The sequence below is a fragment of the Nocardia vaccinii NBRC 15922 genome, assembly GCF_001613305.1.
Taxonomy (GTDB): domain Bacteria; phylum Actinomycetota; class Actinomycetes; order Mycobacteriales; family Mycobacteriaceae; genus Nocardia; species Nocardia vaccinii.
Map to the genome: position 1 here is coordinate 45,939 of NZ_BDCC01000047.1, position 25,386 is coordinate 71,324.

Sequence of the window (25,386 nt, forward strand, 5' to 3'; positions counted from 1 at the left end):
ACGCGGCACGAGCTCCGCGGTTCTGCCTGGGTGCGCTGATACCTTCGCAGGATCGTGCCGTTGCTTCGCAGACCGCCGCCCGGCGAGGAGGTCGGCCTATGCCGTTACGTGTAATCGAGAATTGCCGTCGAACACTGCGCAAGGCCGTGCTGCGCGCGGCTGTCGTGTCGTGTGCGGCGGCATTGCCGGCGGCGGTGACCGTGTCGGTCCATGCGGAACCATTCGCCCCGACACCGGGCGCACTGGTGGGCTGGGATACCTATCGACAGCTGGATCGGTTGCCGTACCTGGCCCCCGGGGTGCAGACGCAGCAGTTCTCCAGTTATGACCGCAGCGGTGGCAACAACGACGGCGGCGGCGGTTGTCTGCACGGCGGCGGTGCGGGATGTGTGGTGGCCGAGGATCATGGTCCCGGCGAGATCGATTCGATCTGGTTCACGCGGGACCGTGGGAATGTCGCATCCATGGGCAACATCCGTATCGAACTGGATGGGGCAATCGTCCTCGATGCGCCGTTGCAGGCTGTGGTGAGCGGCTCGGTCGGTGCGCCGTTCGCCTTTCCGCTGGTGGCCGACGCCGGTCGTTCGCCGGGCGGTGTATACATCAAAGTGCCTATGCCGTATCGAGATTCGATGCGCGTCAGTATCGCGAGGAATTTGCAGTATTACCACGTGACCTACCGCCGGTTCCCGGATCCGATCGGTGTGCGGACCTTCGACCGCTCGGACCGCGCCGAGGATGTGCTGGCCATGCTCCGCAGGGCGGGCATGAGTGATCCCAAGCCGCCCAAGGCCAACGCGCAAAGGCAAACGCGCACAGTCGATATCCTGCCCGGCGCGACAGTGCCGGTGGCGCGGGCGGCAGGCCCGGGCGCTGTGTCGGCACTGCGGTTGAGGATGCCCAGCGAGGCCGCGTTCACGGGATTGCGCTTGCGAATCGGCTTCGATGGCCGGCAGACGGTCGATGCCCCGGTCTCGGAGTTCTTCGGCCTCGGCCTCGGTACTCCCGGCGCGATTCCGGTGCGGTCACTGATGTTCGGGGCAGATCTCGCTCCCGGCGGATGGCTCTCGGCGTGGTGGCCGATGCCGTTCATCGCCAACGTCACTGTGAGCCTGGTGAATACGACGGGAGTGCCCGTGCGTGGCGTCGACACCGATATGGTGGTCGACCCGGATCCGCTGTGGGCAGTGGCGCTGGCCACCGGCGCGGCGGGACACTTCAGTACTCACTCACACGCGGGACCGACTGTGCCAGGGCAGGATTGGAGTTTCGCCGACGAACTGGGGCACGGCAAGTTCGTCGGGGTATCTCACACGATGCGTGGTCACCGAATCGGTACGTCGTCGGGTATTCGGTGGCCGGCGTTCCTGGAAGGTAATGAACGCGCCTATGTGGATGGCGCATCGACTCCGCAGATCCCCGGAACCGGCACCGAGGACTTCTACGAGGGCGGTTGGTTCTTCGATTTCGGACGGCGTTTCAGCCTGCCGCTGACCGGTTCGCCCACCGAGCGCTCGAGTGGCCCCGGATGCGCTGATTACTGCCTGACCGCGTACCGCTTGATGCTCCCCGACGCCGTGAACTACCTGTTCTCCCTACGGTTCGGAATCCAGCACGGCCCCTTCGACGATGATCAGCAGGCCGACTACAGTTCGACCGCCTTCCTGTACCGGTAGTCCGGCGAACGAGGAGCGGGGTAGCTGAGGCCGTTCCTTCGTACGGCCGTTGGTGTGCCCGCGCCGGCCGAATACCTGGTGCCGAAATATGTGCATCGAGTAATCGATGGCCGAGCGCTCTCGGGCCCGTTACCCGGGCCCCGCGAGAGCGGTCGTCGCCGCGTGAGCGACGACCCTCTTGCCGGCGAACAGCGGCGTCCGCACACCTTCAGGCGCGGACGGCGGGTGGCGCCGGAAGTCTGTCAATCTGTTTCGGGCAGAGTTCGGGGTAGTCCGAAGCGCGTCATGACATTGACATTGCTGAAGCCGGTGATGGCGGTGATGTGGTCGCCTGCGGTGGCGATGACCAGGAGGGTGTAGGCGCGGTAGACACTTGCGTGGGGGTCTGCCAGGTACAAACCGAAGGCGGGCTGGCCGTTGGCACGGGTGGGTACCACGCGGTAGGTGCGGCCGGGGCGGAAGACAACGGCTGCGAACAGGCGCTGTGCGGATTCGATGCCGCGGTATTCCAGCATGGCCGGGGGCATGGAGAGTCTCACGTCGGTGACGAGCAGTTCGATCAGAGTGTCCAGGTCGGCGCGTTCCAGGGCGTCGGTGAACCGGGCGACGAGCCGGTGTTCGGCCGCGGTGTCGGGTTGGCGCGCAGGCCTGCCGCCGCCGGTGCCGCCGGCGTCGGCGAGGTGGTTGTCGACGGTGGCGCGGGCGCGTTTGAGGGCGCTTTGAACCGATTCCTGGGTCGCATCGAGCATCCGGGCGACTTCGGCGGCGTGATAGTCAAGGACGTCGCGCAGGACGAGCGCGGCGCGTTGGCGCGGCGGCAGCAGTTGCAGGGCGGTGATGAAGGCCAGCGAGATGGCCTCGGTTGTCTCGTAGCGGGCCTCCGGTCCGGGGCGCTGGTCGACGAAGCGGTCGAGAAGGACATCGGGGTAGGGTTCCAACCAGGGCGGGTCGCCGGCGCCGGTGGGTTCGGGCAGGGTGGCCTCGGGCAGCGGGGGAGCGATGCGGGGGCGTCTACTGTCGGCGCGCAGCATGTCCAGGCAGCGATTGGTCGCGATCTTGTAGAGCCAAGTCCGCAGCGAGGACCGCCGGCCGAACTCGCCGAGGCTACGCCAGGCGGACACGAGGGTCTCCTGGAGCGCGTCCTCCGCGTCCTGCAGTGACCCGAGGATGCGGTAGCAGTGCACCTGCAACTCGTGGGAGTGCACTTCGACCAGGTCGCGGAACGCGTCGTGGTCGCCGGCCCGAGCCCGGGCGATCAGGTCCGTCGTATCTATCTCCATGCATCCTCGCTCTTCTTCTTTCCGCAGGCCGCGTTCGGCTCGCTTACTGATGTCGACGCCGTCGGGCCCGCGAATTGGGCGGTGTCCACGCGCCCAATCTCATTGCCGGGCCGGCGTCTACCTGTTCAGAGGCGGTCCCGATCCGGGGCGCGCCCCCGGATACAGAACAGGACCACAGATCATGGCCAACTATGTTTTCTCCTACCGTGTGCCCTCCGACTACAGGCCCGACGCCGGGACGCCGGCCGACTGGCGGGCCTGGTTCGGCGGGCTGGGCTCGGCCCTGGTGGACGTCGGCCATGCAGTGACCGAGTACGGCTCACTCGGCGAGGTCGGCGGTAGCGGCTCCCGGATGATCGGCCACTCGGTGGTGTCCGCCGAGGACATGGACTCCGCGCTGGCGTTGGCCGAGGACTGCCCGGCGCTGCGGGTCGGCGGCGGCGTCGAGGTCGGCCCCGTGATGGAAGTGGCTGGGTCGTGAGCGCCGCGCCCCGACCGTAACGATGGCGCGCCGTCGAGACCGGTAACAGCCGACAACCACTGTCAACATTGTCAAAGGAGCACGGAAATGGGAAAGATTGTCATCAGCTCGAATGTCACACTCGACGGCGTGGTCCAAGACCCGGACGGCGAGGAGGGCTTCGAGCGGGGCGGCTGGTTCCACCAGTACGTGGGGGCCGAGGACCTCGAAGACTGGGTTACCCGCGAGACGGAGGAAGCGCTGGGCGCCGAGGCACTGGTGCTGGGCAGGCGGACCAGTGCGTGGTTCGCGTCCCGGATGGCGCTCGCGGGCGCGGATGTGCGTGTAGGTCCCGAGTGGGCGGCCAGAATCACAAGCATGCCCAAGTACATCGTGTCGTCGGCTCTCGATGATCCTCGGTGGAGCAACGCCACCGCGGTCCTCAACGGCGATCCGGTAAAGGAGATCTCGGAACTGAAGCGCAAAGTGGACGGGGAAATCCTGGTCTATGCCAGCTATCAGCTGGTGCGCATGCTGATGGAACAGAACCTGGCCGACGAATTGCGGCTGGTGGTCTTCCCGGTAGTGCTGGGAACCGGCCTGCGCATCTTCGACGAGAACAGCGACACGAAGCCGCTACACCTGGTCAACACACGAAAACTCGGTGACGGCCTGCTGTTCTGCACCTACGAATTCGAGAAGAACTGAACGGGGAACACTGCCTGTACCACCCGCCCCCGGCTGACCTGCTGGGATAGCGACACGATGCGGCCGGTGGGGCCGGGAACGCCGTAGGCTCACGAAGGGCATCTGGAACTGATCACAATCAGCTCGAACCGAACGGACCTGCGAAATTCCGAGCGGTGGTTCTTCGGCAAGTGCGCTCCCGTTCTGCGCGGACGCCAACGGCCCGAGCTGAGCTCGGGCCGTTGATCTCCAGACTGTCGCATCCGGCTCCCGTGCAGGGATGCCGACAGCATCATCGATTACGAAATTCGGCTGGGACTTCGAATGCGCCGCTATTCGATCGAGTTGGCCAACCGATCGGCATAAGGGGCAGTGAATTTTCCGACGATGGGAAGCCCCGCACGGACCCCGCCGGTGTTGTTCGCCTGGACCATGGCCATGATCCAGATGACGACCGCGAAGATCGCGACCGCGAGTCCGGCGAGGCTGAAGATGATCCCCAGGACCCCGAGGAGCGAGCCGACGATGCTCAGGACGATATTGACCATCGATACCGCCCCGAAGAAGACGATCGATTGCGAGGCATGGAATTTCACATCGGGATCGTTCTTCCCGACGAACAGGAAGATGATTCCGGTGAGCCACCCCAGCGCGTACGACAGGATCGCGCTGGTCTTCTTGTCCGGGCCGGCGGACTGCGGTTGGTTCGCGGGAGGTTGAGAAGATGTCATGGGGTGAGTAGATCCGGCGCGCGCCTCCTACCGATCCCAACTTTCAGCACGACCGCGCTGGTGGTTGAGGAGCCCGCGCGCTCGGTGCCGGCGGAGTCCGAGAACGCGCAACCGGTCGTCGTCGGCTGCGGTCGCGGTGGGTTCACCGGCACGTCTGGTCGATGTGATGTGGGACCGCAGTCTTGGTCCGCATGCCGCACGACGATCGTCACACCGGGCGCGGTCCACGGACTCTGTCTGGAATCGGCTGATGGCGGTGGAATCGGGTGGTGCGCAGAAATTCCCCAGCCCACCACAGGAGATGATCCTGTTACCGGACTTGTCCTCGTCCGGTGAGGTGCGCGACGCCGTCGAGCGTGGTCACTACACGGTGCGGCGGACCGGGAGACGAAGAGAGTCCGGAGGTGGTTGCCATGCTGTTCCGCGATCGCGCTGACGCAGGCGGTCGGCTCGCGGCGTATGTTCGGTTGCTCTCCCACGCGAATGTGGTCGTGTTCGGACTGCCACGTGGCGGGGTTCCGGTCGCGTTCGAGGTCGCCCGGTCACATCGTGACCGCGTTACCGTTCTGGCCCGGGGTTGTGATTCGGCCGACCTGGCTCGAGGTGGAAGATGACCAGCCCGCCGGTTCAGCCCGGTCCGGTGCTGCTGGCGCTGGCGGGTGATGTGATGCTCGGTCGCGGCATCGATCAGGTTCTCGCCCATCCGGTCGATCCGGAGCTGCGTGAACCTTGCGTCGACGACGCCCGCCGCTACGTGGAGCTGGCCGAGCAGGCAAGCGGCCCGATTCCCCGCCCTGTCGCACCTGCCTGGCCGTGGGGAGAGGTCTCGGCGATGCTGGGTCACCTCGACATCGGCGCCCGGGTGATCAATCTGGAGACCGCGATCACCGCGGATGGGGAGTTCGCTCGCGGCAAGGGCATTCACTATCGGATAAGTCCGCGAAATATCGCAGCCCTGTCGGCCGGGCGGCCCGATGTGTGCGTGCTGGCCAACAATCATGTCCTCGATTTCGGGCCTCGCGGCTTGTATGACACCCTCACCGCACTTGCCGACGCCGGGATCGCCACCGCCGGCGCGGGTCTCACCCGCGATCACGCGTACCGGCCTGCGGTCGTCGACCTCGACGACGGTCGGCATGTCATCGTTGCGGCGGTCGCCGCCGCCTCGAGCGGAGTGCCCGGGTCGTGGGCGGCCCAACCGCGCCGCCCCGGCGTATGGCGCATCGACGACTTGTCGTCACCGGCCGCCTCGGATCAGGTCGCTGCGATCGTATCGGCGCACAAGCGGGCCGGTGATGTGGCGGTGGTGTCGGTGCATTGGGGACCGAACTGGGGGTATGGCGTCGCCGACAGCGAGATGGTGTTCGCGCACCGGCTGATCGACGCTGGTATCGATGTCGTGCACGGGCATTCCTGCCATCATCCGCGCCCGCTCGAGTTCTACCGCGGCCGTCCGATCCTGTACGGGTGCGGGGATCTGATCAACGACTACGAAGGCATTCGCGGCTACCAGTGGTATCACCCGGACCTGCACTTACTGTTCGTGGTCTCGGTTGCCCCTGGAGGTGACTCGGGGGTGCGGATGCTGCCGCTGCGGATCCGGCGGATGCGCCTGGAACCCGCCGGTGCCGCCGAAGCCGAGTGGTTGTGCGCCACAATGGATCACATCAGCCGCCCATTCCACACCGGGATCGTGGCGGGACCGGATGGGCTGCTGGTCGCCGAGCACACTCGAGGTTTGTTCGCCGGTCACTTCGCCCGCAGCACGTCGCCACCCCACGCCCACGAATAACGCTGCCGAAAAATGTTGTCATCCAGCGTGATTCTGTGAATTGCCTGCCCGATCTCGCGCGTGCCGCGAGCGCTTGGTGCGGCCGTGAACGGGATCTGTCGACGGCCGGGATGTCCGCTCTCATCCATGATTGTTCTGTTGCAGGTCCGGCGGTGTCATCGGGCCGGTGTCCGGTTCGCGGATCACGTTGGTGATGAGTTCGCCGAAGGCGCGCGGTTCGTACATGAGCCAGGTATGCCCGCCGGGCACGGTGATGCTGTGCGGGTCACCGAGGGCGGTCTGCAGCGACATGATGGTGGATTCGGGGATGACCGTATCGCGTTTGCTCCACACCACGAAGACGGGTAGCCGGCGTTCTGCCAGCGCGGCAAGTTCCGGAGCCAGATTGGCGGTGCGGGCGAGGTGAGCGACTTCCCATACTGCGGTCGGGTTGCGCAGCATGTTCGGCACCGCATCGCGCAAGATCACCGGAATGACGCGGGTCAGTTGGCGGCCGAGGAGCAGATCGGCCTGCAGGTGCAGGCCCCAGTCCCACAGCGGGCGGTCGCGCAGCGCGCGTGCGATTCCACGGTCGTCGGTCCACGTGGAGCCGCCGATGGAGTTCACCAGTACCAGCCGCGCGGCGAGGTCGGGCAGGTCGTGGGCGGTTTTGATCGCGACGCCGCCACCGAAGGAGTGCCCGACCACGGTCACCGGCCGGGGCAGGCTGATCGCGTCGGCGAAGTGGCCGACCCATGAGGCGTACCCGGTGAGGGTTCGCTGCTCGGTCGGTAGGCCGGCGGTGCCGCCGAACCCGGGCAGCGCAGGCGCGTATACGCGCACTCCCATGCGGATGAGTTGTTTGAGCGGGCGAGTGTAGGCGCGTCCGCCGAGTCCCCAGCCATGCAAGAACAGCACGTCGGGGCCATGCCCGCCGCTCGCGTATCGGGTGAGGCGGCCCTCGACCGAGATCGACCGCCACCGTAGTCGAGCAGAGTCGGGCTGTGGTGACTGTTTCATGTCCATACCTACCACCGCATGGCTATCGCGTCAGTGTGTGAACAGACCCCGCACATCGAGGCAGTGCGTAGCGGAGCCACAGCGACAGGGGCTTCTACTTGTCCCGCCACTACAGAAAGCGAACTCATATCGAGAATCGTCGGAGAGTGGATACGGTCGGAAGGGCGCAACGTCGGGCATGTCCGGGTAGACCGTTTCTCGATCCCGGGACTTTCGGCATCGCCCGATCCCGTGCTGTGCTGCTTGCCGCTCCCGCGGCAACGCGCCTTTCGCGAATACCGGCTTCGCCATACACGGGAAGTGATGTGATGGATCACAGCCGCGTGTTGATTTGGTGATCCTCGGTTCGTGCGGGACGTCGTCGACACCGGCGTAGTCGTCGATCCACTGCGGAGTGCCCTCGCGCAGCAGGCGATGGCAGCCGCGGCAGTGGCCGATGCTTGCGGCACCGACGGACTGTCGACGGATCTGCGCATGCGGTGCGCGGGCGGGCGGAGTGACCGCGCACGCAGCGCGATCGTCGGCGGCGCGACCGGAGCGGAATCGCCGGAGACGAAAGTCCTGCACTCTGCGTGTCGTGCTGCCCTGTCCGGCGAGTGGCGCCGCGGCGAGAATGGGACATGGACGTCCGTGTCGGGATCGGCGCGGCCGCCCGATCCAACGGACAGGAGCACTCCATGGTTCAGAACAGGCCCGAGCACCCGGACGATGAATCTCGGAATTCGGTCGTGTGGCCTGACCCCAGTCCGTTGGTTTCCTGGTGGGAAGCGGTGATGCACGGCGACGTTCGCCCGCGCTCCGCTTCGGACAATTCCGCTGCCAAGTGATCGCACAGGGTCTGCCACGCGTGCTGCTTTCGCCTATCGGTATCGCCTGACACGAAGCTGGTGGGCGGGGATGGCGGTAGAACGAGTCATGCGCGGTCGCACCAGGTGACCTGCGCGCCGCTGGAGAATTCCTCGCGCCCGGTGACCGTGAACTGCGTCGGGCAGAAGTTACCGGCGAAGGCGCGCACGCCCTCGCCGGCGATCACCGGGTAGCTCTTGATGATCAGCCGATCGACCTCACCGAGCAGCTGCCCGGCCAGATTGCCGCCTCCGCAGAGCCAGATATCCAGTCCCTCTTCGGATTTCAGCTGCCGGACCAGCTCGACCGAATCGGTGTCGACGATCTTCACCCGCGGGTTGTCCACCGGTGCGAGGGTGCTGGAGAAGATGTACTGCTTCAGGTGGTTGTACGGGCTGGTGGCGCCGACCGCGAGGCCCGGTTCATAGCTGCCCCGGCCCATGAGCACAGTGTCGAAGGTCTTGTTCGGCGTATCGAGCGGCAGGCCGACGTGCTCGCGGGCGAACGTTGGTCGAGCGAGTGTCCACCTTCCACACCGGCTATCTCGCGATCCTCGAACTGCGGCTGGAGGCCACGCGGCGGCCCGAACTCCAGGCCCTGCTCACCGATCGAGTGCGCGCGGAGCTCGACTTCAACATCCGCAACTACCGGGAATCGCAGCTGCCCGGCGACGAGGACGCCGCCGTGCTGCTGTACCTCGCCCTGAACTGGCTCATCCTCGAACGCCTCACCCTCCCAGGCGTTTTCGACGACCAGCGCGCCGCCGAACTGGTGCACACCATCGTGGAACGCGCCATCCCCGCCAGCTGAGCAACCGCCGCCGGAGCCACATACCGCGGTTGATAGTTGTCCGACACGGTGTGAGGTCGGCGTCAGGACTGTTCCGGTGCCGAGCGGTGTAGCCACAGGAACTTGTCCATTCCGGCCGCAAGGATGAACGGCCGCACCAGTAGCGGATATGCCTTCAGCGCGTCCGAGATCGGAACGAGTTCGGGCCGTTCCAGCGCATGATGTTCCCCGTTGCGGGTGAGCGTGCATCTTCCGGCGGCCAGCACGTTTTCGCACCAGTCGACCCGGGGGTAGGCCACCGCCAGGACGAAGCCATCGCCGAGCGGGAAGGCACTCAGCGGCGTCGAATACGGCCTGCCGCTGCGCCGCCCCACATGGTGCAGGACGCTCAGGTCGAAGTACAGCATCCCCAGGCGCGTTCCGGCGATCCCATCGGGCAGACGCCGATTCACCGTTCTGCTGAACCGGCGCGTGCGGTCGCTGACCCAACCCAACCGCATCAGCCCGGTGTAACCGAGCAAGAGCAGATAGCACGCGAGGGCGACGCCGATCGCAATGACAGGTACCGACACCAGCATCCGCAACATCTGCGCCGACGAGGTCCGGCCGACCGAGGAGGTCTCCCGCTCCGTTCCCGGCCATCGGGTGCCGCACCCGATGGCGGCTTCGGCGCCGGAGTACCGGCACGGACCGGTGTGCGGCACCCCTGCGGGGATCGACCCCAGCTTGCCGCGGTGTCGAGTCACGGTGCGAGAGCGCATGGTCACTGTGCGTGTTCGACCGGTGATTCGGCCTGCGGTTGTGCAGGCTGGTCCGCGCCTGCATGGAGCCAGACGAACTCGTGCATTCCGGCCAGCCGCAATAGCAGCCGGTCCCGCGTCGGCCACGCGTACATTGCCTCGCGCCCGGAAACGATCTCCGGCCGCTCCAGCCGGTAGGTGCGCTCTTTCCAGGCGAGCTCGCCCGTCCCCGCGGCCATTTGGTTGCGGTACCAGTCGGTGTGCGTGCCATAGCCCAGGGGCAGCAGGAAGCCGTCACCGTAGGGATGCGCGCCCAGCGGCGTCCGGTAGACGCGGCCGCTGCGACGCCCTACGTGGGTCAGCAGTCCCCAGGATGATCGCTCGGTGCCGGAGATCGCGCGGGTCGTGTCGTTGTACCTGTGCACCAGCTTTCGGACAGGACCGCGACCGAGCAGGGTGTCCCGGTACCGCCTGACGATCCTCGGCAAGATCACCAGCCACGCCAGCACCACACCGGCCAGAACCGACACCACGACGAGAACAACGCCGGCGAGCCGTTGCCGACCGAATCCATTGTCGCTGCTCATGAGCGCCTCCTTCCTCGACAAGCTCACACCGGGCACCGGGCGCGACACCAGAGACGAAGGTCATCGCTGCCCAGGACCCGCCAGGTCGCTCGTCGATCGGACGATGAACCCACACGCCGGAGTCGGCACGGATCGTCGGGGCGTTCGCGCACTACCCCCGTCGGCCCGCACCTCGACGGGATCTCGGGACGCACGTGCTGATCGCCGCGCAATGGCAGGCACAGCGGGTCGATCGACTCGGCGCGGTATGCCCAACGGCCCTGGTTCACTGGTCGCCAACGGCGCATCATCGACTGGGCCAGGGTGGTATCCGGGAACGGGCGAAGTAGGCCGCTAGGCGGAGAGCCGCCACGTTTCGCCGCGTTCGTTATGCCGAAAGCTCGCGAGGAGAAGTCGTAAACGCTGACCTTATAAGGAGTTTCGATGTCGTCGGTTATCGTTGTCCGAAATCTGCGTAAGACGTTCGGACATGTGCGGGCTCTGGACGGTCTCGACCTCGATGTCGGTGAAGGGCGGATACACGGCTTCCTCGGCCCCAACGGGTCGGGCAAAACCACGACGCTGCGCATTCTGCTGGGTATCTTGGCCCGCAGTTCGGGTGAGGTCCGGGTACTCGGTCACGACCCGTGGGCCGATGCGGTCGCATTGCACGCCGACGTCGCGTACGTTCCCGGCGACGTCACTCTGTGGCCGTCACTGTCCGGTGGTGAGACCATCGATCTGCTGGCTCGCATGCGCGGCGGACTCGACCCGGCACGGCGCCGGGATCTGACCGAGCGTTTCGAGTTCGACCCGCGCACGCGAGCCCGTGCCTATTCCAAAGGTAACCGGCAGAAGGTCGTCCTGGTCTCGGCGTTCTCCTCCATGGCCAGGCTGATGCTGTTCGACGAGCCGACCTCCGGCCTGGACCCGCTGATGGAGAAGGTATTTCGGGAATGCGCCCGCGAGGCCGCCGCCCGCGGGGTGACCGTCCTGCTGTCCAGCCACATCCTGTCCGAGGTGGAAGCGCTGTGCGATCGAGTCACCATCATCCGCGCCGGCAGGACCGTGGAAAGCGGCACGCTGGCCGAGATGCGCCATCTCAGCCGGACCTCGATCAAGGCCGAATTGACCGGCGATCCAGGCGATCTGAGCCGCGTCCCGGGCGTCCACGATCTCGATATCGAAGGCCGTACCCTGCACTGCCAGGTCGACAGTGAACACCTCGGCGAGCTGATCCGCGTGCTCGGCGACACCGGTATCCGTAGCCTGATCAGCCGGCCACCGACTCTGGAAGAGCTTTTCCTACGCCACTATTCGCTCGGCGGCGAAACGGGCGCCGCCGATACGGCCGCGGCGAACCGGACGCTGGAGAATGCCTCGAAATGACCACCGCGACCGGAACCAGGCACCGCCCGGAGCAGGCCGAACCCGCCCGGGGGGCATCGGATTTCGCCGGTACCCGGCGGTTGTTGCGGCTGTATCTGCGGCGCGACCGGGTCGTGCTGCCGCTGTGGGTGCTACTGTTGTCGATTCCGCTGGGCAGCGTGTACGTCGAGAGCATCGAGAAGGTCTACGGGACACTGGCCGACCGGGTGCAGTTCGCATATGCGATCAACACCAGTCCGGCGCAGCTGGCGATGTACGGCCCGGTCTACAACACCACCGTGGGCATGGTCGGCGTGTGGAAGGCGGGCGTGTTCCACACCCTCATCGCGATCGCTACGATCCTCGTCGTCATCCGGCACACCCGCGCCGAGGAGGAAACCGGGCGTGGGGAGCTGATGGCCTCGACACGGGTCGGACGCCTGGCCAACCTCACTGCGGCGTTGCTGGTGGCCTGCGGCGGTGCGCTACTGACCGGGCTGATCGGCGCCGCGAGCATCACCGCGGCCGGTGTGCCGGGTAACGGCGCACTGGCATTCGGGCTGGCCGAGGCCGGATCCGGCATCGTGTTCGCCGGCGTCGCCGCGGTCGCCGCCCAGCTCAGCGCCAGCGCCCGTACCGCACGCGGTATCGCCTTCGCGGTACTGGTGACGACCTATTTCCTGCGCGCCTTCGGTGATGTCCGAGCTGCCGACGGGCCGGCCGGCCCGCTCACCTGGCTGTCGCCGCAGGGCTGGTCACTGCAGGTGCGGCCCTACGCCGGTGACCACTGGACAGTTCTACTGCTGCACATCGTAACGACCGGTGTCCTCATCGCGGCGGCGTACACCCTGCTGCGCCGCCGTGACCTGGGGGCCGGGCTGATCGCCGAGCGGCCCGGCCCGCGCACCGGCGGGCCGGCGCTGAGCGGGCCGTTCGGGCTGGCCTGGCGGCTACAGCGCGGCGCCTTGCTGATGTGGACCCTCGGAACCACCCTGATCGGGCTGGTCTTCGGCAGCCTCGTGCACGGCGTCGGCAACGAACTCGGCTCCAATCAGGCCCTGCACGACATCATCGCCCGGCTGGGCGGTACCCGGGCGCTCGAAGACGCGTTCGTCGCCATCGCCTACATCATGGTCGGCATGATGGCGACGGCATATTCGATTTCGGCTGCACTACGGCTGCATTCGGAGGAGAACGCGGACCACGCCGAAACCGTCCTGTCCGGCGCCGTCGGCAGAATCCGCTGGGCGGCATCGCATCTGGTCTACGCGGTCGCCGGACCGGCTGTAGCGCTCGTGGTTTCTGGCGTAGGCGCCGGGCTGGTCTACGGCGCCTACGCACACGACATTCGCGGGAAGCTGCCGCGGGTGCTGGGCGCGGCCTTGATCCAGCTACCAGCGGTATGGGTGTTCACCGGTATCACCGTCCTGCTGTTCGGGCTGCTGCCGCGCTGGGCGCCCGTCGCGTGGGGAATCTTCACCGCGGGCATCGCGGTGTACCTGCTCGGCTCGATCTCCGGTATGCCGCAATGGATTCTGGATTGCTCACCGTACGGTCACCTGCCCAAGTTGCCGGCCGAGTCGTTTCGCGCGATGCCAGTGGTGATCATGCTACTGATCGCGGCTGTACTCGTGGGTGTCGGAGCAGCCGGTTTCCGTCGTCGCGACCTGCGCTGATGATCGCCGACCGGGCCATCCCCGCTGCCGCCATGGAGCGCGCCGACCGGTGCGTATCATGATGCGGCCAGCCGGGATATTGCTGATTTCCTTGATGTGGACGTGGATCAGGTCGCCGGAGTGGGTCCGGGGCCCTCCAGCTCCAGGGATCGAATGTGCGAGAGGGCAGGCTCGTTCCGAGGTTCTGTGCTGCGTACCCGAGGAGTTCGCCATGCTGAGTTACAGCGACTACCTGCGCTGGCTGTATCGGACCGGTCGGCCCAATCGGTTCGCCCGGTTGCAGAATCGGGCGTCGGCGTGGTTGTTCGCGCGGGGAGTCATGCCGCGCAGGGTCGCCGCTCTGGGCGTCGTCGGGCGGCGCAGCGGGCACTTGATCTGGTTGCCGGTCGTGCTGACCGAGGTCGATGACCGGCGATATGTGGTGTCGATGCTGGGCCCGAACGTCAACTGGGTGCGTAATCTGACTGCTGCCGACGGTCGGGCGGTGGTGCGTCACGGGCGCTGCGAAGATGTCCGCCTGATCGAGGTGGAGCCCGAGGACCGCCCTCCGATTCTGCGGCGCTACCTGCGGATAGCCCCCGGTGCGCGGCCACACATGCCGGTCGCGCCGAATGATCCCATCGCCGATTACCGGCGAATCGCCGCGGACTACCCGGTGTTCCGGATCGAACACTTGGCGACCAGGTCTCGAGTGCACCATTGTGCTCGCGCGCGGCCGCTGTGGTGAGCGAACGGCAGCACTGATCGAATCTGTCTGTGCTCACTGCAAGACTCGGCACATGAGATGGGCGATCGCGCAGGCGGGGGAGGGCGGGGCACGGCTGTGCCCGCTGGACAGTGCGGGTCGGCCCGCGGGGCCGGTGGTCACCGAATCCTCGCTCGCCGAGGCGGTGCGCTCACGCCCGGAGGTCGAGCGGTGGGTCTGGCGATCGACGGCCGACATCTACCGCCGCCTGCTGGCGGCCGGTGTGCGGGTGGATCGCTGCTACGACGTCGAGGCCGCGGAGGCGCTGCTGATCGGGCACGAGCAGGGGCAGTCCGGCCAGGCTCGTTCGCTGGCTGCCGCCTGGGCGCGACGGCACGGTTTGCCGGTTCCGCCGGACGCTCCCGCCCGCGCCGCCGAGACACAGCCGACCCTTTTCGAGTCGGGCGGGGTGTCGCTGCCGGCCGGTGTCGACGAGCTCACCGCGCTGCTGGAGGTCTACGCGGGGCAGGTGGCCCGCACGGCCGAGACGGAACACCCCGAGCGAATGTGGACGCTTCTCGCGGCCGAGTCCGCGGGCATGCTGGTGGCGGTGGAAATGTCCCGGGCCGGGATCCCGTGGCGTGCCGATATTCATCGATCGCTGCTCGATTCACTTCTGGGAGAGAGGGTTTCGGGCGATGCGGAGCCGCGTCGGATGGCGGAGCTGGCTGCGGAGGTGTCCCGTGCGTTCGGCGGTGTGCGGGTGCGCCCCGATCTGCCCGCCGATATCATCCGGGCCTTCGCCCGAGCCGGAATCACGTTGTCCTCCACTCGGAAATGGGAATTGCAGGCGATCGATCACCCGGCGGTGGCGCCGTTGCTGGCCTACAAATCGCTCTACCGCCTGTACACCGCGCACGGCTGGTCCTGGATCGATCAGTGGGTGCACGGGGGCCGGTTCCGGCCCGAATATCTTCCCGGCGGCACGGTTTCGGGCCGGTGGACCACCAATGGCGGTGGCGCCCTGCAGATTCCGAAGGTGGTCCGGCAGGCGATCCGTGCCGAACCGGGCTGGCGGCTGGTGGTCGCGGACGCCGACCAGATGGAACCGCGTGTGCTCGCGGCGATTTCCCGCGATTCGGGCTTGATGGAGGTGGCCGGGCGCGGTGTGGATCTGTACGCGGATCTGGCCACGCGTGCCTTCGGCGGCGATCGCGCACAGGCCAAGCTCGCGATGCTGGGCGCCATCTACGGCCAGACCTCCGGAGACGCGCTCACCCATATGGCCGAGCTCCGCCGTCGATATCCCGCCGCGATGGCGTACGTCGATGACGCGGCCAGGGCGGGGGAGCAAGGCCGCCTGGTACGAACGTGGTTCGGCCGCACCTGCTCGCCCGCGCTGTCCATCGATCGGGCCGACCCGAACCAGGAGGCGGCGAGCGGATACGGCGGCACGTCCGCGGCGCGTGCTCGCGGCCGGTTCACCCGGAACTTCGTCGTGCAGGGCAGTGCCGCGGACTGGGCGCTGCTCGTGCTCGCCGGTCTGCGGCATGCGATGCACCGCGCGGGTCTGCGCGCCGAACTGGTCTTCTTCCAGCACGACGAGGTGATTGTGCACTGCCCGCGGGAGGAAGCGGCAACGGTCGTCGAAGCGATCGCGACGGCGGCGAATACCGCGGGCACGATCGCTTTCGGGCCGACGCCGGTGCGATTCCCTTGCACCACAGCGGTAGTGGAATGCTACGGCGACGCCAAATGAACGGCCCCAGCGGCGGTGGGACGCCCGGACTCGCAGGAGAGGAGGAGTCCCGTGGAGCACGGTTATCAATCCGAATCCGACTCGACGAGGGATTCCATGACGACCGAGGATCGAAGGGATTCCTGGCGCGACTATCTGTTGACGCGACAGGGCCCCACCGGTGTGGCGTTCCGTGGCAGCGACTCGGCCGGCGACTTCACCTGGTCCACGATTGCTCAATCGGTAGGTCCGGCAAAGCAACTCGTGAACTTCGTGTCCGGACCCGTGCACTACCGGCGAACCGATCGGCAAGTGCGCGGCGGCGACGACAACTTCCGGCTGATGGTTCCGGTGGAAGGAGAGTTCAAGGTACGCCAGCGCGACTCCGCGGAAATCGTCGAACCCGGCACGATCGCGTTCCTGCGTTGGGGCGAGCGCGTGGTCCTGGACCACGACACGCCGATGCGGGCACTGATCATGACGGTCCCGCGAGAAGCCGTGGGGCACGCTGGTGCGGAGAACGCCCCGCTCGTACTCGATCCCCGTCGGCCCCTGGTCCAGTCGCTCCTGAGCGAGATCACCCAACTGCACGCCCACCACGGGCACTGGGCCACAGCTGATTTCACCATCGCGTACGACAACGCGCTCCGATCACTGAACGGGGTGCTCAACCCGCCCCCGGGCCCCGCGGATCGACGTGCTCTGCTGGCCGTCAGGGCGCGCGAGATCATGGAGCACCACGCGGACGATCCCCGGCTGACAGTGGACGCCGTCGTCAAGATGTGTGAGGTTTCCCGGCGGACGCTGTACAGCGCGCTGACCGAAACGTTCGGCCAGGCGCCGGCCGATTTGCTGCGCGCCATCCGCCTCGAGCGCGCGTTCGACCGCCTATCCCAGCCCGAACCCGCCGACATGAAAGCCATTGCCCGCGCGGCGGGGTACTCCAGACCGAGCGGTCTACTGGAGGCGCTCCGCCGGGAATACGTCGGACCGCCTCCGAAACAGATGCGCCGCAGCCGATCTCGCGGCCGGTGAATACCCGATCGTCATGCTGCGGCACGACCGCACACCGTCGCCGCCCCCTTCACGGCGACGATATGCGGGCCGGGCCGTGGTACGACGGGGCGAACCCGTCGGGACGGCGGCCGTGCCCGCGAGCGATGAACCCGGTTGTCGTGTGGGGTTCGTCGACCGAGGCAGACGTAGAGAAAAGCTAGCCGGGAATTCGGCCGAATCCTGGCAGGTTTGTCACGATCTCCGGCAAGCGGTTGCCGACCCGGTCTGCCCAGCAGGGTGGCAAACCGGCGCCCGAGGGTGGTCGGGCCGCCCGCAAGTCGCCCGGCTGTGGTTGCACGTCCTCATCGATGTCGAGGTTCCAGGATTGGGTGCCGGCGAAGTGCCGTCGTAACCCGACTTCAGGAACAGGCGAGTCACCGACTCGATGATGGTCAGCGCCGTCGCGAGCTCGGCGTCGCCGGTGAAGGCCGCATCAGCAGCTGGGAGCTCTGTCACCTGCTGCGACCGGCCGTAGGGAGGCGCTGACCGGGGTCGTGTACGGCTTGCTGTCGGTGCCTCGGGCGTGTCAGTCGACAGGCCCCCGGGCGGTCAGGACGGTCCTGAGGACGTGCTCGACCGCGGACTCGAACAGCGCCCCCCCGTAGCTCGTTTCGTTCGGCGAGGTTGCGGGTGGCGAGGTCGAGCATCTGGTCGGGGGTCAGGCGGCGCACCACCAGGGCGGCAACGTCTTCCAGATCGAGGTCGCTGTTCGCGTTGTCCAGTCTGGTCAGGGCGAACGCGACCACGATTTCCTCGTCGGTCATACTTCGCCTCCGCCGTCGCTCGTACGGTTACGTCATGGGTAGCCAGGCTCAATGCTACGGCGTTGGTCGTCTCGCTGCCCGGGGCCGCCGATCGGTGCGATCCGGGAGGTTCGTGGTGCGTTGCCCGATCTTCGCCCGCGTCATCGAACCTGTTGTAGTGCAGTGTAATCGGAGCCGCTGGACTCGGCCCCGAGGGCGTGGTCGGAGAACAGGGTCGATCAGCTCGCGTCAGAGTTTGTAGCCGATGTGGCGGAGTAAACGTGTACGGGCGGCCACGTCCGCATCGCCTTCCACCCCCAGTGGGGGCGAGCCGTCGACCACACCGATGATGCCGCGGCCCAGTTCTGTCTCCGCGACGATAACGTCGACCGGATTGGCAGTGGCGCAGAAGATGCCGCACACCTCCGGCACATGACGGACCGCGTTCAATACGTTGACCGGGAAGCCCTCGCGCAGAAACACGATGAACGAGTGCCCGGCACCGAGGGTTTGCGCGTTTTTCGTTGCGAGCTCCACCAGTTCGTCGTCATTGCCCGACCGGCGTACCAACCGCGGACCGGATGCTTCACAGAATGCGAGCCCGAATTTCAGATAGGGACCGACCCCTACAAGCGCCTCATGAAGGTCTTCGACCGTCTTGATGAAGTGAGCCTGACCGACGATCACGTTCTGATCATCCGGCTTCTCGATGCGCACCGCAGACAGTTCCATCGCTCCATCGTCTCCCCAGCTACATACCTGCACAAGGGCAGGTCGGCGGTGATCGCTGCGAAGTCGGCGAGCTCCGGCAATCGCACGTCCGCGTTGCGGAGGCGCTCGCTCGGATGCGATGCGCCGGCGAGTGGCTCGCCGGGGCATCGCATACCGCGACTGCCCGAATTGGGTGGTGTTACCGGTGCAGGTCGAAACGGTCGAGGTTCATGACCTTGGTCCAGGCGTCGACGAAATCGCGCACGAACTTCTCCCCGGCACGGTCGGTGCCGTACACCTCCGCGACCGCGCGCAACTCCGAGTTGGAGCCGAAGACGAGGTCGACGCGGCTGCCGGTCCACCTCGCCTCGCCGCTCGCGCGGTCGCTACCGACGAATGTGCCGTCGTCGGCGGGCGACGGTTCCCATTTCGTGCGCATGTCGAGCAGGTTCACGAAGAAGTCGTTGGTGAGCGTCCCCGGCTTCGCGGTGAGTACGCCCAGCGCCGACTGCTTGTGGTTCGCGCCGAGTGCACGCAGGCCGCCGACGAGGACGGTCATCTCGGGAGCGCTGAGTGTCAGCAGGTTCGCCCTGTCCAGCAGCAGGTACTCGGCCGGGAGCCGGGTGCCCTTGCCGACGTAGTTGCGGAAGCCGTCCGCGGCCGGTTCGAGCAGCGAGAACGACTCGACATCGGTCAGCTCCTGCGTAGCGTCGGTACGGCCCGGGGTGAACGGCACCGTGATGTCGAATCCGGCGTCCCCGGCGCCCTTCTCGACCGCCGCGACACCGCCGAGCACGACCAGGTCCGCGAACGAGATCCGCATGTTCCCGGACTGGGCGGAGTTGAACGACTCCTGAATGCCCTCGAGCGTGCGCACCACCTGCGCCAGCTCGTCGGGTTCGTTGACCTCCCACCCGGCCTGCGGCTGCAACCGGATCCGGCCGCCGTTGGCGCCGCCGCGCTTGTCGCTGCCGCGGAACGACGACGCCGCCGCCCATGCCGTTGAAACCAGCTGCGGCACAGTCAATCCCGAGGACAGGATGCGGCTCTTCAGGTCGGCGATCTCCGCGGGACCGACCAATTCGTGATCGACCTCGGGAACCGGGTCCTGCCACAGCAGCGTCTCGGCCGGGACGAGCGGCCCGAGGTAGCGGGCCTTGGGGCCCATGTCGCGGTGGATCAGCTTGTACCAAGCCTTGGCGAATTCCTCGGCGAGTTCCTCGGGATGGTCGAGCCAGCGCCGGGTGATCGGCCCGTAGATCGGGTCGAGCCGCAGCGAGAGGTCGGTGGTCAGCATCGACGGGGTGCGCGTGCGCGTCCCACCCTGCGGGTCGGGCACGGTGTCGGCCCCGGCGCCGTCCTTCGGCACATACTGCCAAGCCCCGGCCGGGCTCTTGGTCTTCTCCCACTCGTAGCCGTAGAGGGTTTCCAGGAAGCTGTTGTCCCACTGGGTCGGTGTCGGCGTCCAGGTCACCTCGATACCGCTGGTGATGGCATCCGCGCCGACGCCGGTGCGGAAGCTGCTGCGCCAGCCCAGGCCCTGCTCCTCGAGCGGGGCTGCCTCCGGCTCGGGACCGACGAGATCGGCATCACCGGCGCCGTGGGTCTTGCCGAAGGTATGGCCGCCCACGATGAGCGCCGCGGTCTCGACGTCGTTCATCGCCATCCGGCGGAAGGTCTCCCGGATGTCGACCGCCGCGGCCAACGGGTCCGGATTGCCGTTGGGCCCTTCGGGATTGACATAGATCAGGCCCATTTGCACTGCGGCCAAGGGGCTTTCCAGGTTTCGCTGGCCGGTGTAACGCTCGTCGCCGAGCCAGGTGTGCTCGGGCCCCCAGTACACGTCCTGGTCGGGCTCCCACTGGTCGACGCGGCCGAAGCCGAAGCCGAAGGTCTCGAAGCCCATGGACTCCAATGCCACGTTCCCGGCGAACACGATCAGGTCGGCCCACGACAGCGCCGGGCCGTACTTCTGCTTGACCGGCCACAGCAGGCGGCGGGCCTTGTCCAGGCTGGCGTTGTCGGGCCAGCTGTTGAGCGGTGCGAACCGCTGCATGCCCGCGCCGGCGCCACCACGGCCGTCGTGGATGCGGTAGGTGCCGGCCGCATGCCAGGACATCCGGATGAACAGTGGCCCGTAGTGGCCGAAGTCGGCCGGCCACCAGTCCTGCGAGGTGGTCATGAGTTCCTGGAGGTCGCGGCGGACCGCGTCCACATCGAGGGTGGCGAATTCCGTGGCGTAGTCGAAGTCGGGGCCCATCGGGTCGGCGACCGCGGGATTCTGCGCCAGGATTCGCAGGTTGAGCCGGTTGGGCCACCACTCCCGGTTGCTGTTTCCGCCCTCGGCGGGGTAGTTCAGATTGCCGACGACCGGGCAGCCGCTCACGCCGGGCTCGGTGCTGGCCTCTCCAATGGGTGGGTGTTCCGGGTTCTCCTTGGGCACGTCAATTCCTTTCGATAGCAAGCGAATTCGGGCTCTCGGTCATGAATGATGTTGGGCGGAGGGAGAGTTCGAACAGGCAGGGCACAAACCCCAATAGACGACTTCGGCCTCGTCGATGACGAAACCGTGACTGTCGGAGGCGGTCAGGCAGGGGATCTCGCCGACAGCGCAATCGACATCGGCGATCACGCCGCATTCTCGGCAGACGGCGTGGTGATGGTTGTCGCCGACGCGCGTCTCGTAGAGCGCCACCGAGCCCGTCGGCTGGATGCGCCGCAGCAGCCCCGCCGCGGTCAGGGCCCGAAGCACGTCGTAGACGGCCTGATGAGACACCGCTCCCAGCGCTTCGCGCACCAGCCCGATGATCGAATCCGTATCCGAATGCGGTCTGCGATACACCGCCGTGAGCACCGCTATCCGCGGCGCCGTCACCCGCAGCGCAGAGCTGCGCAACATTGCCTCGAAGTCCGGGGTCGTGGACACACTCTGAAGTATGACCCATTCAACCAGGCGTTTAGCAAGGTTTTAGCAAACCCATAAAAGTGTCGCTATCTCGATTGTGGGATCGGATTCGCGCGCTGGTGCGACCCTGGCAAACTGCCGGACGCGACGCGCTGTTCGTTGCCTCGGAGGTCGGCGTTCGAGTTCGAGAGCGGGCTGGGTCGTGGAGGTCGGTGCCGTCTGCGGTGACGGTGTTCGGACGCCGGAAGGCCCTTCGGTGCACGGGCCGCGGGTAGTTCGACCCTGGTCGCGACGGTGGCCTCGGGAGTGTGCTGGAGAGCATGTCGAAGCATCGGAAGACCTACCAGGATCATCGCACGTTGACCCGGGCCGAGCTGGCTGCCGAACTGCGCCGCCTGGCCGGCGACCTCGACGCTGGTGGGGAGCTGGGCTATGCCGGAATGGGCGGTGCCGTCAGCGTGCCCCAGCAGGTGATCCGGGAGCTGGAGATCGAACGCAGCAAGGACGACACCGGCTGGAAGGTCGAGGTCGAATTCACCTGGGCCGACCGACAGAGCGCGCTGGAAACGATTGCCGCCCAACCGGACCACTCCGCGCAGCCGCAGTAAACCCGCAGAGTCCGGGCAGCAGCCACGGGCCGGGCGCCCCGCCGCGGATCGTCGGCGGCCCCGACAAGGACTCGGACGGATCCCGCCCAAACCTCGCTCGCCGCGGACGATCGGGGGCCGCCCGTGCCCGAAGTCCCTGAGTTGCGGCGGCGATTTCGGTCGCCATCTCGACGGCGATGTCCCCGCCCTCCTGGGCCGCGCCGTCGGCCGCGCGTTCCAGGCGGCGTACGAGCTTCTCCGGGAGGCAGTCCGGCGCGAGCTCCTGCCGCAGCAGGTTCGCCTCGGCGGCCGAGCCCAGTGCGTGCAGGGTCGCGACGACGGGGACGTCGCCATCGATCACGTTCGGGACCGAACGAACCGGTCCGTCGTCGGCGCAACGCCGAGGCCGTCCAGCAGCGGCGGGATCTGCGGTATGTCACCGGCCTGACCGGGCGTGAGCATGTCCGAGCCGGGGCCGGTGCGATGTCGATACCACACCGGCCGACCCGGTACCCACGTAGGATCGCCTCGGTACGGGGCTGAGTTACTGGCTGGGTTGAGGGACGTCGACGTGGCAGTCGGCGATCTTCGGGTTTACTCCGAGGTAGTTCAGGGGGCCGGCGACGATGGTTACCGCTATGGTTCCGGTGCTTGCGCAATTGGTGGGGGCGCTGTCGTAATAGTGGCGCTGCCAGCCTGCTATGACGCCGATGACCAGCCATATCAGGACTAAGGACATGACGAGCCGGGCGAGTGGGGACCTGGCGGCGTACATCGCGCGGCGATCGCTTGTGTAGCTTCTCATTTCAGTCACTTCCGGAAGGTGTCTTTGATCTTCTCGGCCGTGGTCTTCAGGTTGGACTTGACCTGGTCGGCCTTGCCCTCGTTCCGCAGCCTCGGGTTGTTGGTCATCTCGCCGATTTTTTCCTTGGCCTGACCGGTGAGTTTGTCGGCCCTGTTCTTCGCCTTGTTCGTGAAGCCCATTACGTTCACCTATCGGTGTTACCCGGCCGCCGGATGCTGCCGGTAGTTCTGGCAATAGACCGTTTCCGGGCTTCCAAACGGGGGCCGGCAGATATCCAACTTTCTGCGGTGATCGGGGAGATGCTCCGGCGTGCCCCCTCGAGGGCGCACGTCTCGTTCGCGTACAGCAGGCCGCAGGTGAAACCGTTCCCGTCACGTGCCGTGCCGATCGTCAACGGCGCGGGCTGATCGTTGTGCGTGGGAGACTCAGGCCGTGTCGCCGGTGTCGGGTTGCTCGATCGTGCCGGTGGCGGTAGTCGTCAGTGGTATGTGGCGGGGGCGTGCCCGCAGTTCTCGATCCGCGCGAGCACCGATGCGGCGGGCCTGTCCGCGCGAGGATGCCAGTTGCCACGGCACCGAGGTGACCATGACCCCGGGGGTGTAGAGCAGTCTGGCTTTGATGCGTAGCGCGGATTGGTTGTGCAACAGTTGTTCCCACCAGCGGCCGAGTACGTACTCGGGGATGTAGATGACGATCAGGTCGTTCGGGCGTCTGTCCCGCAGGCGCCGCACGTATTCCAGGATTGGGCGGGTTACCTCACGGTATGGGGATTCGACCACCTTGAGTGGCACCGGCAGGTCGTGGGTCTCCCATTGTTGAACGAGTGCGCGGGTGTCTGCCGGGTCGACGTTGACCGTGACCGCTTCCATGGTGTCGGCGCGGGTGGCTCGTGCGTACGCCAGCGCACGCATGGTCGGCAGGTGCAACCGTGACACCAGCACGATCGCGTGGACTCGCCCGGGAAGCAGCATGTCCCGCTCGTCGCCCTCGGTTTCGTGAGCAACGCGATCGTAGTGGCGGCGGATGGCCTTCATCATCACGAAGAACGCCGCCATCCCCGCGACCGCGATCCAGGCCCCGGCCAGGAACTTGCTGACCAGCACGATGAGCAGCACGATCCCGGTGAAGGTGAATCCGACGACGTTGATGGTCTGGCTGCGACGCATCCGCCTGCGCACGCCCGGGTCGGTCTCGGTGCGCAAGAGCCGATTCCAGTGCCGGATCATCCCGGCTTGTGAGCAGGTGAACGAGACGAACACCCCGACCACATACAAATGGATCAACGAGGTCACGTCGGCCCGGAACGCCACCAGCAGCACCAGAGCCATGATCGACAACAGCACGATGCCATTGGAGAAGGCGAGCCGGTCACCACGGGTATGCAGCTGGCGTGGCAGGAACCGGTCCTGCGCGAGAACCGACCCGAGGACGGGGAAACCGCTGAACGCGGTGTTGCACGCGAGGAACAAGATGATCCCGGTCGTGATCGACAAGAAGTAGAAGGCGACCGGAAATCCGGAGAAGACGGCTTGGGCGATCTGGGCTATGAGTGTCTTCTGGTGGTAGTTCGTCGGCGCCCCGACCAATTGGCCGGGGTCTTCGGCAACCCGAGCCTTGGTGATCAGCGCCAAGCCGACCAGTCCGAGCATCATCGTCACCGCCAGCGCGCCCATCATGGCGAGCGTTGTGGCGGCGTTGCGTGATTTGGGTTTACGGAATGCGGGCACGCCGTTGGAGACCGCCTCGACCCCGGTCAGTGCCGCCGACCCGGATGAGAATGCGCGCGCAAGGAGAAATATCAACGCGAATCCTGAGACGGCGTGCTCGGGGCGTAGCTCGAACCCCGCGCTTTCCGCGCGCATCGGCGAACCGAGCAGCCAGCGCACGATGCCGGTGGCCAGCATGGCCATCATGGCGATGATGAACGCGTACACCGGGATCGCGAACGCCACACCCGATTCGCGGATGCCACGCAGGTTCGCGCCGGTCACCACGAGGACGACAATGACCGCGGCCCACACCGGATGCGCGCCGACGATCTCGATCGCCGAGCCGATGTTCGCCACGCCCGACGCCGCGGATACCGCCACCGTCAGGATATAGTCCACCAGCAGCGCGCTGCCCACCACCAGTCCGAAGTCGCGGCCCAGGTTGGTGGTCGCGACCTCGTAGTCACCGCCACCGCTGGGGTAGGCGTACACGTTCTGCCGGTAGGACGCCACCACCACGACCATGACCAGGCAGACCAGTACCGCGATCCACGGTGTGTAGGCGAATGCCGACAGGCCCGCGACGGACAACACGGTGAAGATCTCGGCCGGGGCGTAGGCGACACTCGACAACGCGTCGGAGGCGAACATAGGCAGCGCGAGACGCTTGGGCAACAAGGTATTGGACAACCGCTCACTACGGAACGGGTGACCAACCAGCAGGCGCTTGGCAGCGGCCGTCACACGAGACACCTGGGGAGCCTACAAGAACGGCTCGCCACGACAGTCGAGGCGGACGCCCCGGCCTCCGGTGTGCGAGCGCTGGTGTGAGCCAGG

General features: G+C 66.8%; 24 protein-coding genes. 11 read left to right on the forward strand and 13 right to left on the reverse strand.

The window, feature by feature from the left end:
- Positions 1 to 98: 98 nt before the first annotated feature.
- Complete coding sequence (locus NV1_RS27240) at positions 99 to 1,676, forward strand: glycoside hydrolase family 172 protein (RefSeq protein WP_084525821.1); 1,578 nt, start codon at positions 99 to 101, stop codon at positions 1,674 to 1,676.
- A gap of 242 nt (positions 1,677 to 1,918) precedes the next feature.
- On the opposite strand, the gene NV1_RS27245 is transcribed toward NV1_RS27240, so the two are convergent.
- Positions 1,919 to 2,956, reverse strand: a complete 1,038-nt coding sequence (locus NV1_RS27245) for a sigma-70 family RNA polymerase sigma factor (protein WP_067897346.1) — start codon at positions 2,954 to 2,956, stop codon at positions 1,919 to 1,921.
- A gap of 181 nt (positions 2,957 to 3,137) precedes the next feature.
- Between NV1_RS27245 and NV1_RS27250 the strand changes: the two genes are divergently transcribed.
- Both NV1_RS27250 and NV1_RS27255 read left to right on the forward strand, forming a co-directional pair.
- Entirely contained in the window at positions 3,138 to 3,437 is a 300-nt protein-coding gene (locus NV1_RS27250) for a hypothetical protein (protein ID WP_067897350.1), read from the forward strand.
- An 87-nt stretch (positions 3,438 to 3,524) separates the two neighbouring features.
- Complete coding sequence (locus NV1_RS27255) at positions 3,525 to 4,124, forward strand: dihydrofolate reductase family protein (RefSeq protein ID WP_067897353.1); 600 nt, start codon at positions 3,525 to 3,527, stop codon at positions 4,122 to 4,124.
- A 311-nt stretch (positions 4,125 to 4,435) separates the two neighbouring features.
- Here NV1_RS27255 and NV1_RS27260 read toward each other — a convergent pair whose 3' ends face one another.
- Positions 4,436 to 4,834 (reverse strand): DUF4870 domain-containing protein, encoded by a 399-nt coding sequence (locus NV1_RS27260; protein WP_067897356.1) that lies wholly within the window; start codon positions 4,832 to 4,834, stop codon positions 4,436 to 4,438.
- Positions 4,835 to 5,444: 610 nt separating this feature from the next.
- Between NV1_RS27260 and NV1_RS27270 the strand changes: the two genes are divergently transcribed.
- Entirely contained in the window at positions 5,445 to 6,626 is a 1,182-nt protein-coding gene (locus tag NV1_RS27270; protein WP_067897363.1) for a CapA family protein, read from the forward strand.
- 120 nt (positions 6,627 to 6,746) lie between these two features.
- On the opposite strand, the gene NV1_RS27275 is transcribed toward NV1_RS27270, so the two are convergent.
- On the reverse strand, positions 6,747 to 7,625 hold the full coding sequence (locus NV1_RS27275) for an alpha/beta fold hydrolase (RefSeq protein ID WP_169813409.1): 879 nt from the start codon (positions 7,623 to 7,625) through the stop codon (positions 6,747 to 6,749).
- A 913-nt stretch (positions 7,626 to 8,538) separates the two neighbouring features.
- Positions 8,539 to 8,913: a dihydrofolate reductase family protein gene (locus tag NV1_RS27285; RefSeq protein WP_067897371.1), complete on the reverse strand. Its 375-nt coding sequence runs from the start codon at positions 8,911 to 8,913 to the stop codon at positions 8,539 to 8,541.
- Between the two features lie 77 nt (positions 8,914 to 8,990).
- Here NV1_RS27285 and NV1_RS27290 point away from each other — a divergent pair, with 77 nt between their 5' ends.
- Complete coding sequence (locus NV1_RS27290) at positions 8,991 to 9,281, forward strand: hypothetical protein (protein WP_245713950.1); 291 nt, start codon at positions 8,991 to 8,993, stop codon at positions 9,279 to 9,281.
- A 62-nt stretch (positions 9,282 to 9,343) separates the two neighbouring features.
- On the opposite strand, the gene NV1_RS42505 is transcribed toward NV1_RS27290, so the two are convergent.
- The gene (locus NV1_RS42505; protein WP_084525822.1) at positions 9,344 to 10,021 is read right to left on the reverse strand and encodes a PNPOx family protein; all 678 of its coding nucleotides are present in this window, start codon (positions 10,019 to 10,021) and stop codon (positions 9,344 to 9,346) included.
- Positions 10,022 to 10,023: 2 nt separating this feature from the next.
- Positions 10,024 to 10,587: a nitroreductase family deazaflavin-dependent oxidoreductase gene (locus NV1_RS27300; RefSeq protein WP_067897373.1), complete on the reverse strand. Its 564-nt coding sequence runs from the start codon at positions 10,585 to 10,587 to the stop codon at positions 10,024 to 10,026.
- Between the two features lie 423 nt (positions 10,588 to 11,010).
- On the opposite strand from NV1_RS27300, the gene NV1_RS27305 reads away from it, so the two are divergent.
- From NV1_RS27305 to NV1_RS27325, 5 genes are all read left to right on the forward strand, one after another.
- A complete protein-coding gene (locus tag NV1_RS27305; RefSeq protein WP_067897377.1) occupies positions 11,011 to 11,955 on the forward strand; it encodes an ABC transporter ATP-binding protein in 945 nt (314 codons plus the stop codon).
- Positions 11,952 to 13,610, forward strand: a complete 1,659-nt coding sequence (locus NV1_RS27310; RefSeq protein ID WP_067897380.1) for an ABC transporter permease — start codon at positions 11,952 to 11,954, stop codon at positions 13,608 to 13,610. Before NV1_RS27305 ends, NV1_RS27310 begins: the two co-directional genes overlap by 4 nt.
- Before the next feature lie 211 nt (positions 13,611 to 13,821).
- Complete coding sequence (locus NV1_RS27315; RefSeq protein WP_067897383.1) at positions 13,822 to 14,337, forward strand: PNPOx family protein; 516 nt, start codon at positions 13,822 to 13,824, stop codon at positions 14,335 to 14,337.
- Positions 14,338 to 14,389: 52 nt separating this feature from the next.
- A complete protein-coding gene (locus NV1_RS27320; protein WP_067897388.1) occupies positions 14,390 to 16,054 on the forward strand; it encodes a bifunctional 3'-5' exonuclease/DNA polymerase in 1,665 nt (554 codons plus the stop codon).
- Positions 16,055 to 16,150: 96 nt separating this feature from the next.
- Positions 16,151 to 17,068 (forward strand): AraC family transcriptional regulator, encoded by a 918-nt coding sequence (locus NV1_RS27325; protein WP_067897391.1) that lies wholly within the window; start codon positions 16,151 to 16,153, stop codon positions 17,066 to 17,068.
- 473 nt (positions 17,069 to 17,541) lie between these two features.
- Here NV1_RS27325 and NV1_RS27330 read toward each other — a convergent pair whose 3' ends face one another.
- The 4 genes from NV1_RS27330 to NV1_RS27345 all read right to left on the reverse strand — a co-directional run bounded on the left by NV1_RS27330 (position 17,542) and on the right by NV1_RS27345 (position 21,469).
- Positions 17,542 to 17,853 (reverse strand): hypothetical protein, encoded by a 312-nt coding sequence (locus tag NV1_RS27330; protein ID WP_218027218.1) that lies wholly within the window; start codon positions 17,851 to 17,853, stop codon positions 17,542 to 17,544.
- A gap of 228 nt (positions 17,854 to 18,081) precedes the next feature.
- Positions 18,082 to 18,564 (reverse strand): adenosine-specific kinase, encoded by a 483-nt coding sequence (locus tag NV1_RS27335; RefSeq protein WP_067897394.1) that lies wholly within the window; start codon positions 18,562 to 18,564, stop codon positions 18,082 to 18,084.
- Between the two features lie 178 nt (positions 18,565 to 18,742).
- Positions 18,743 to 20,986, reverse strand: a complete 2,244-nt coding sequence (gene katG, locus NV1_RS27340) for a catalase/peroxidase HPI (protein ID WP_067897397.1) — start codon at positions 20,984 to 20,986, stop codon at positions 18,743 to 18,745.
- A gap of 39 nt (positions 20,987 to 21,025) precedes the next feature.
- Positions 21,026 to 21,469, reverse strand: coding sequence for a Fur family transcriptional regulator (locus NV1_RS27345; protein ID WP_067897400.1), 444 nt, complete (start codon positions 21,467 to 21,469; stop codon positions 21,026 to 21,028).
- A gap of 299 nt (positions 21,470 to 21,768) precedes the next feature.
- On the opposite strand from NV1_RS27345, the gene NV1_RS27350 reads away from it, so the two are divergent.
- Entirely contained in the window at positions 21,769 to 22,056 is a 288-nt protein-coding gene (locus NV1_RS27350) for an amphi-Trp domain-containing protein (RefSeq protein ID WP_157117402.1), read from the forward strand.
- A gap of 523 nt (positions 22,057 to 22,579) precedes the next feature.
- On the opposite strand, the gene NV1_RS27355 is transcribed toward NV1_RS27350, so the two are convergent.
- The 3 genes from NV1_RS27355 to NV1_RS27370 all read right to left on the reverse strand — a co-directional run bounded on the left by NV1_RS27355 (position 22,580) and on the right by NV1_RS27370 (position 25,302).
- A complete protein-coding gene (locus tag NV1_RS27355; RefSeq protein ID WP_373864659.1) occupies positions 22,580 to 22,774 on the reverse strand; it encodes a hypothetical protein in 195 nt (64 codons plus the stop codon).
- Between the two features lie 71 nt (positions 22,775 to 22,845).
- A complete protein-coding gene (locus NV1_RS27360) occupies positions 22,846 to 23,019 on the reverse strand; it encodes a CsbD family protein (protein ID WP_067897406.1) in 174 nt (57 codons plus the stop codon).
- Positions 23,020 to 23,265: 246 nt separating this feature from the next.
- Positions 23,266 to 25,302: an APC family permease gene (locus NV1_RS27370; RefSeq protein ID WP_067897412.1), complete on the reverse strand. Its 2,037-nt coding sequence runs from the start codon at positions 25,300 to 25,302 to the stop codon at positions 23,266 to 23,268.
- Between the last annotated feature and the right edge of the window lie 84 nt (positions 25,303 to 25,386).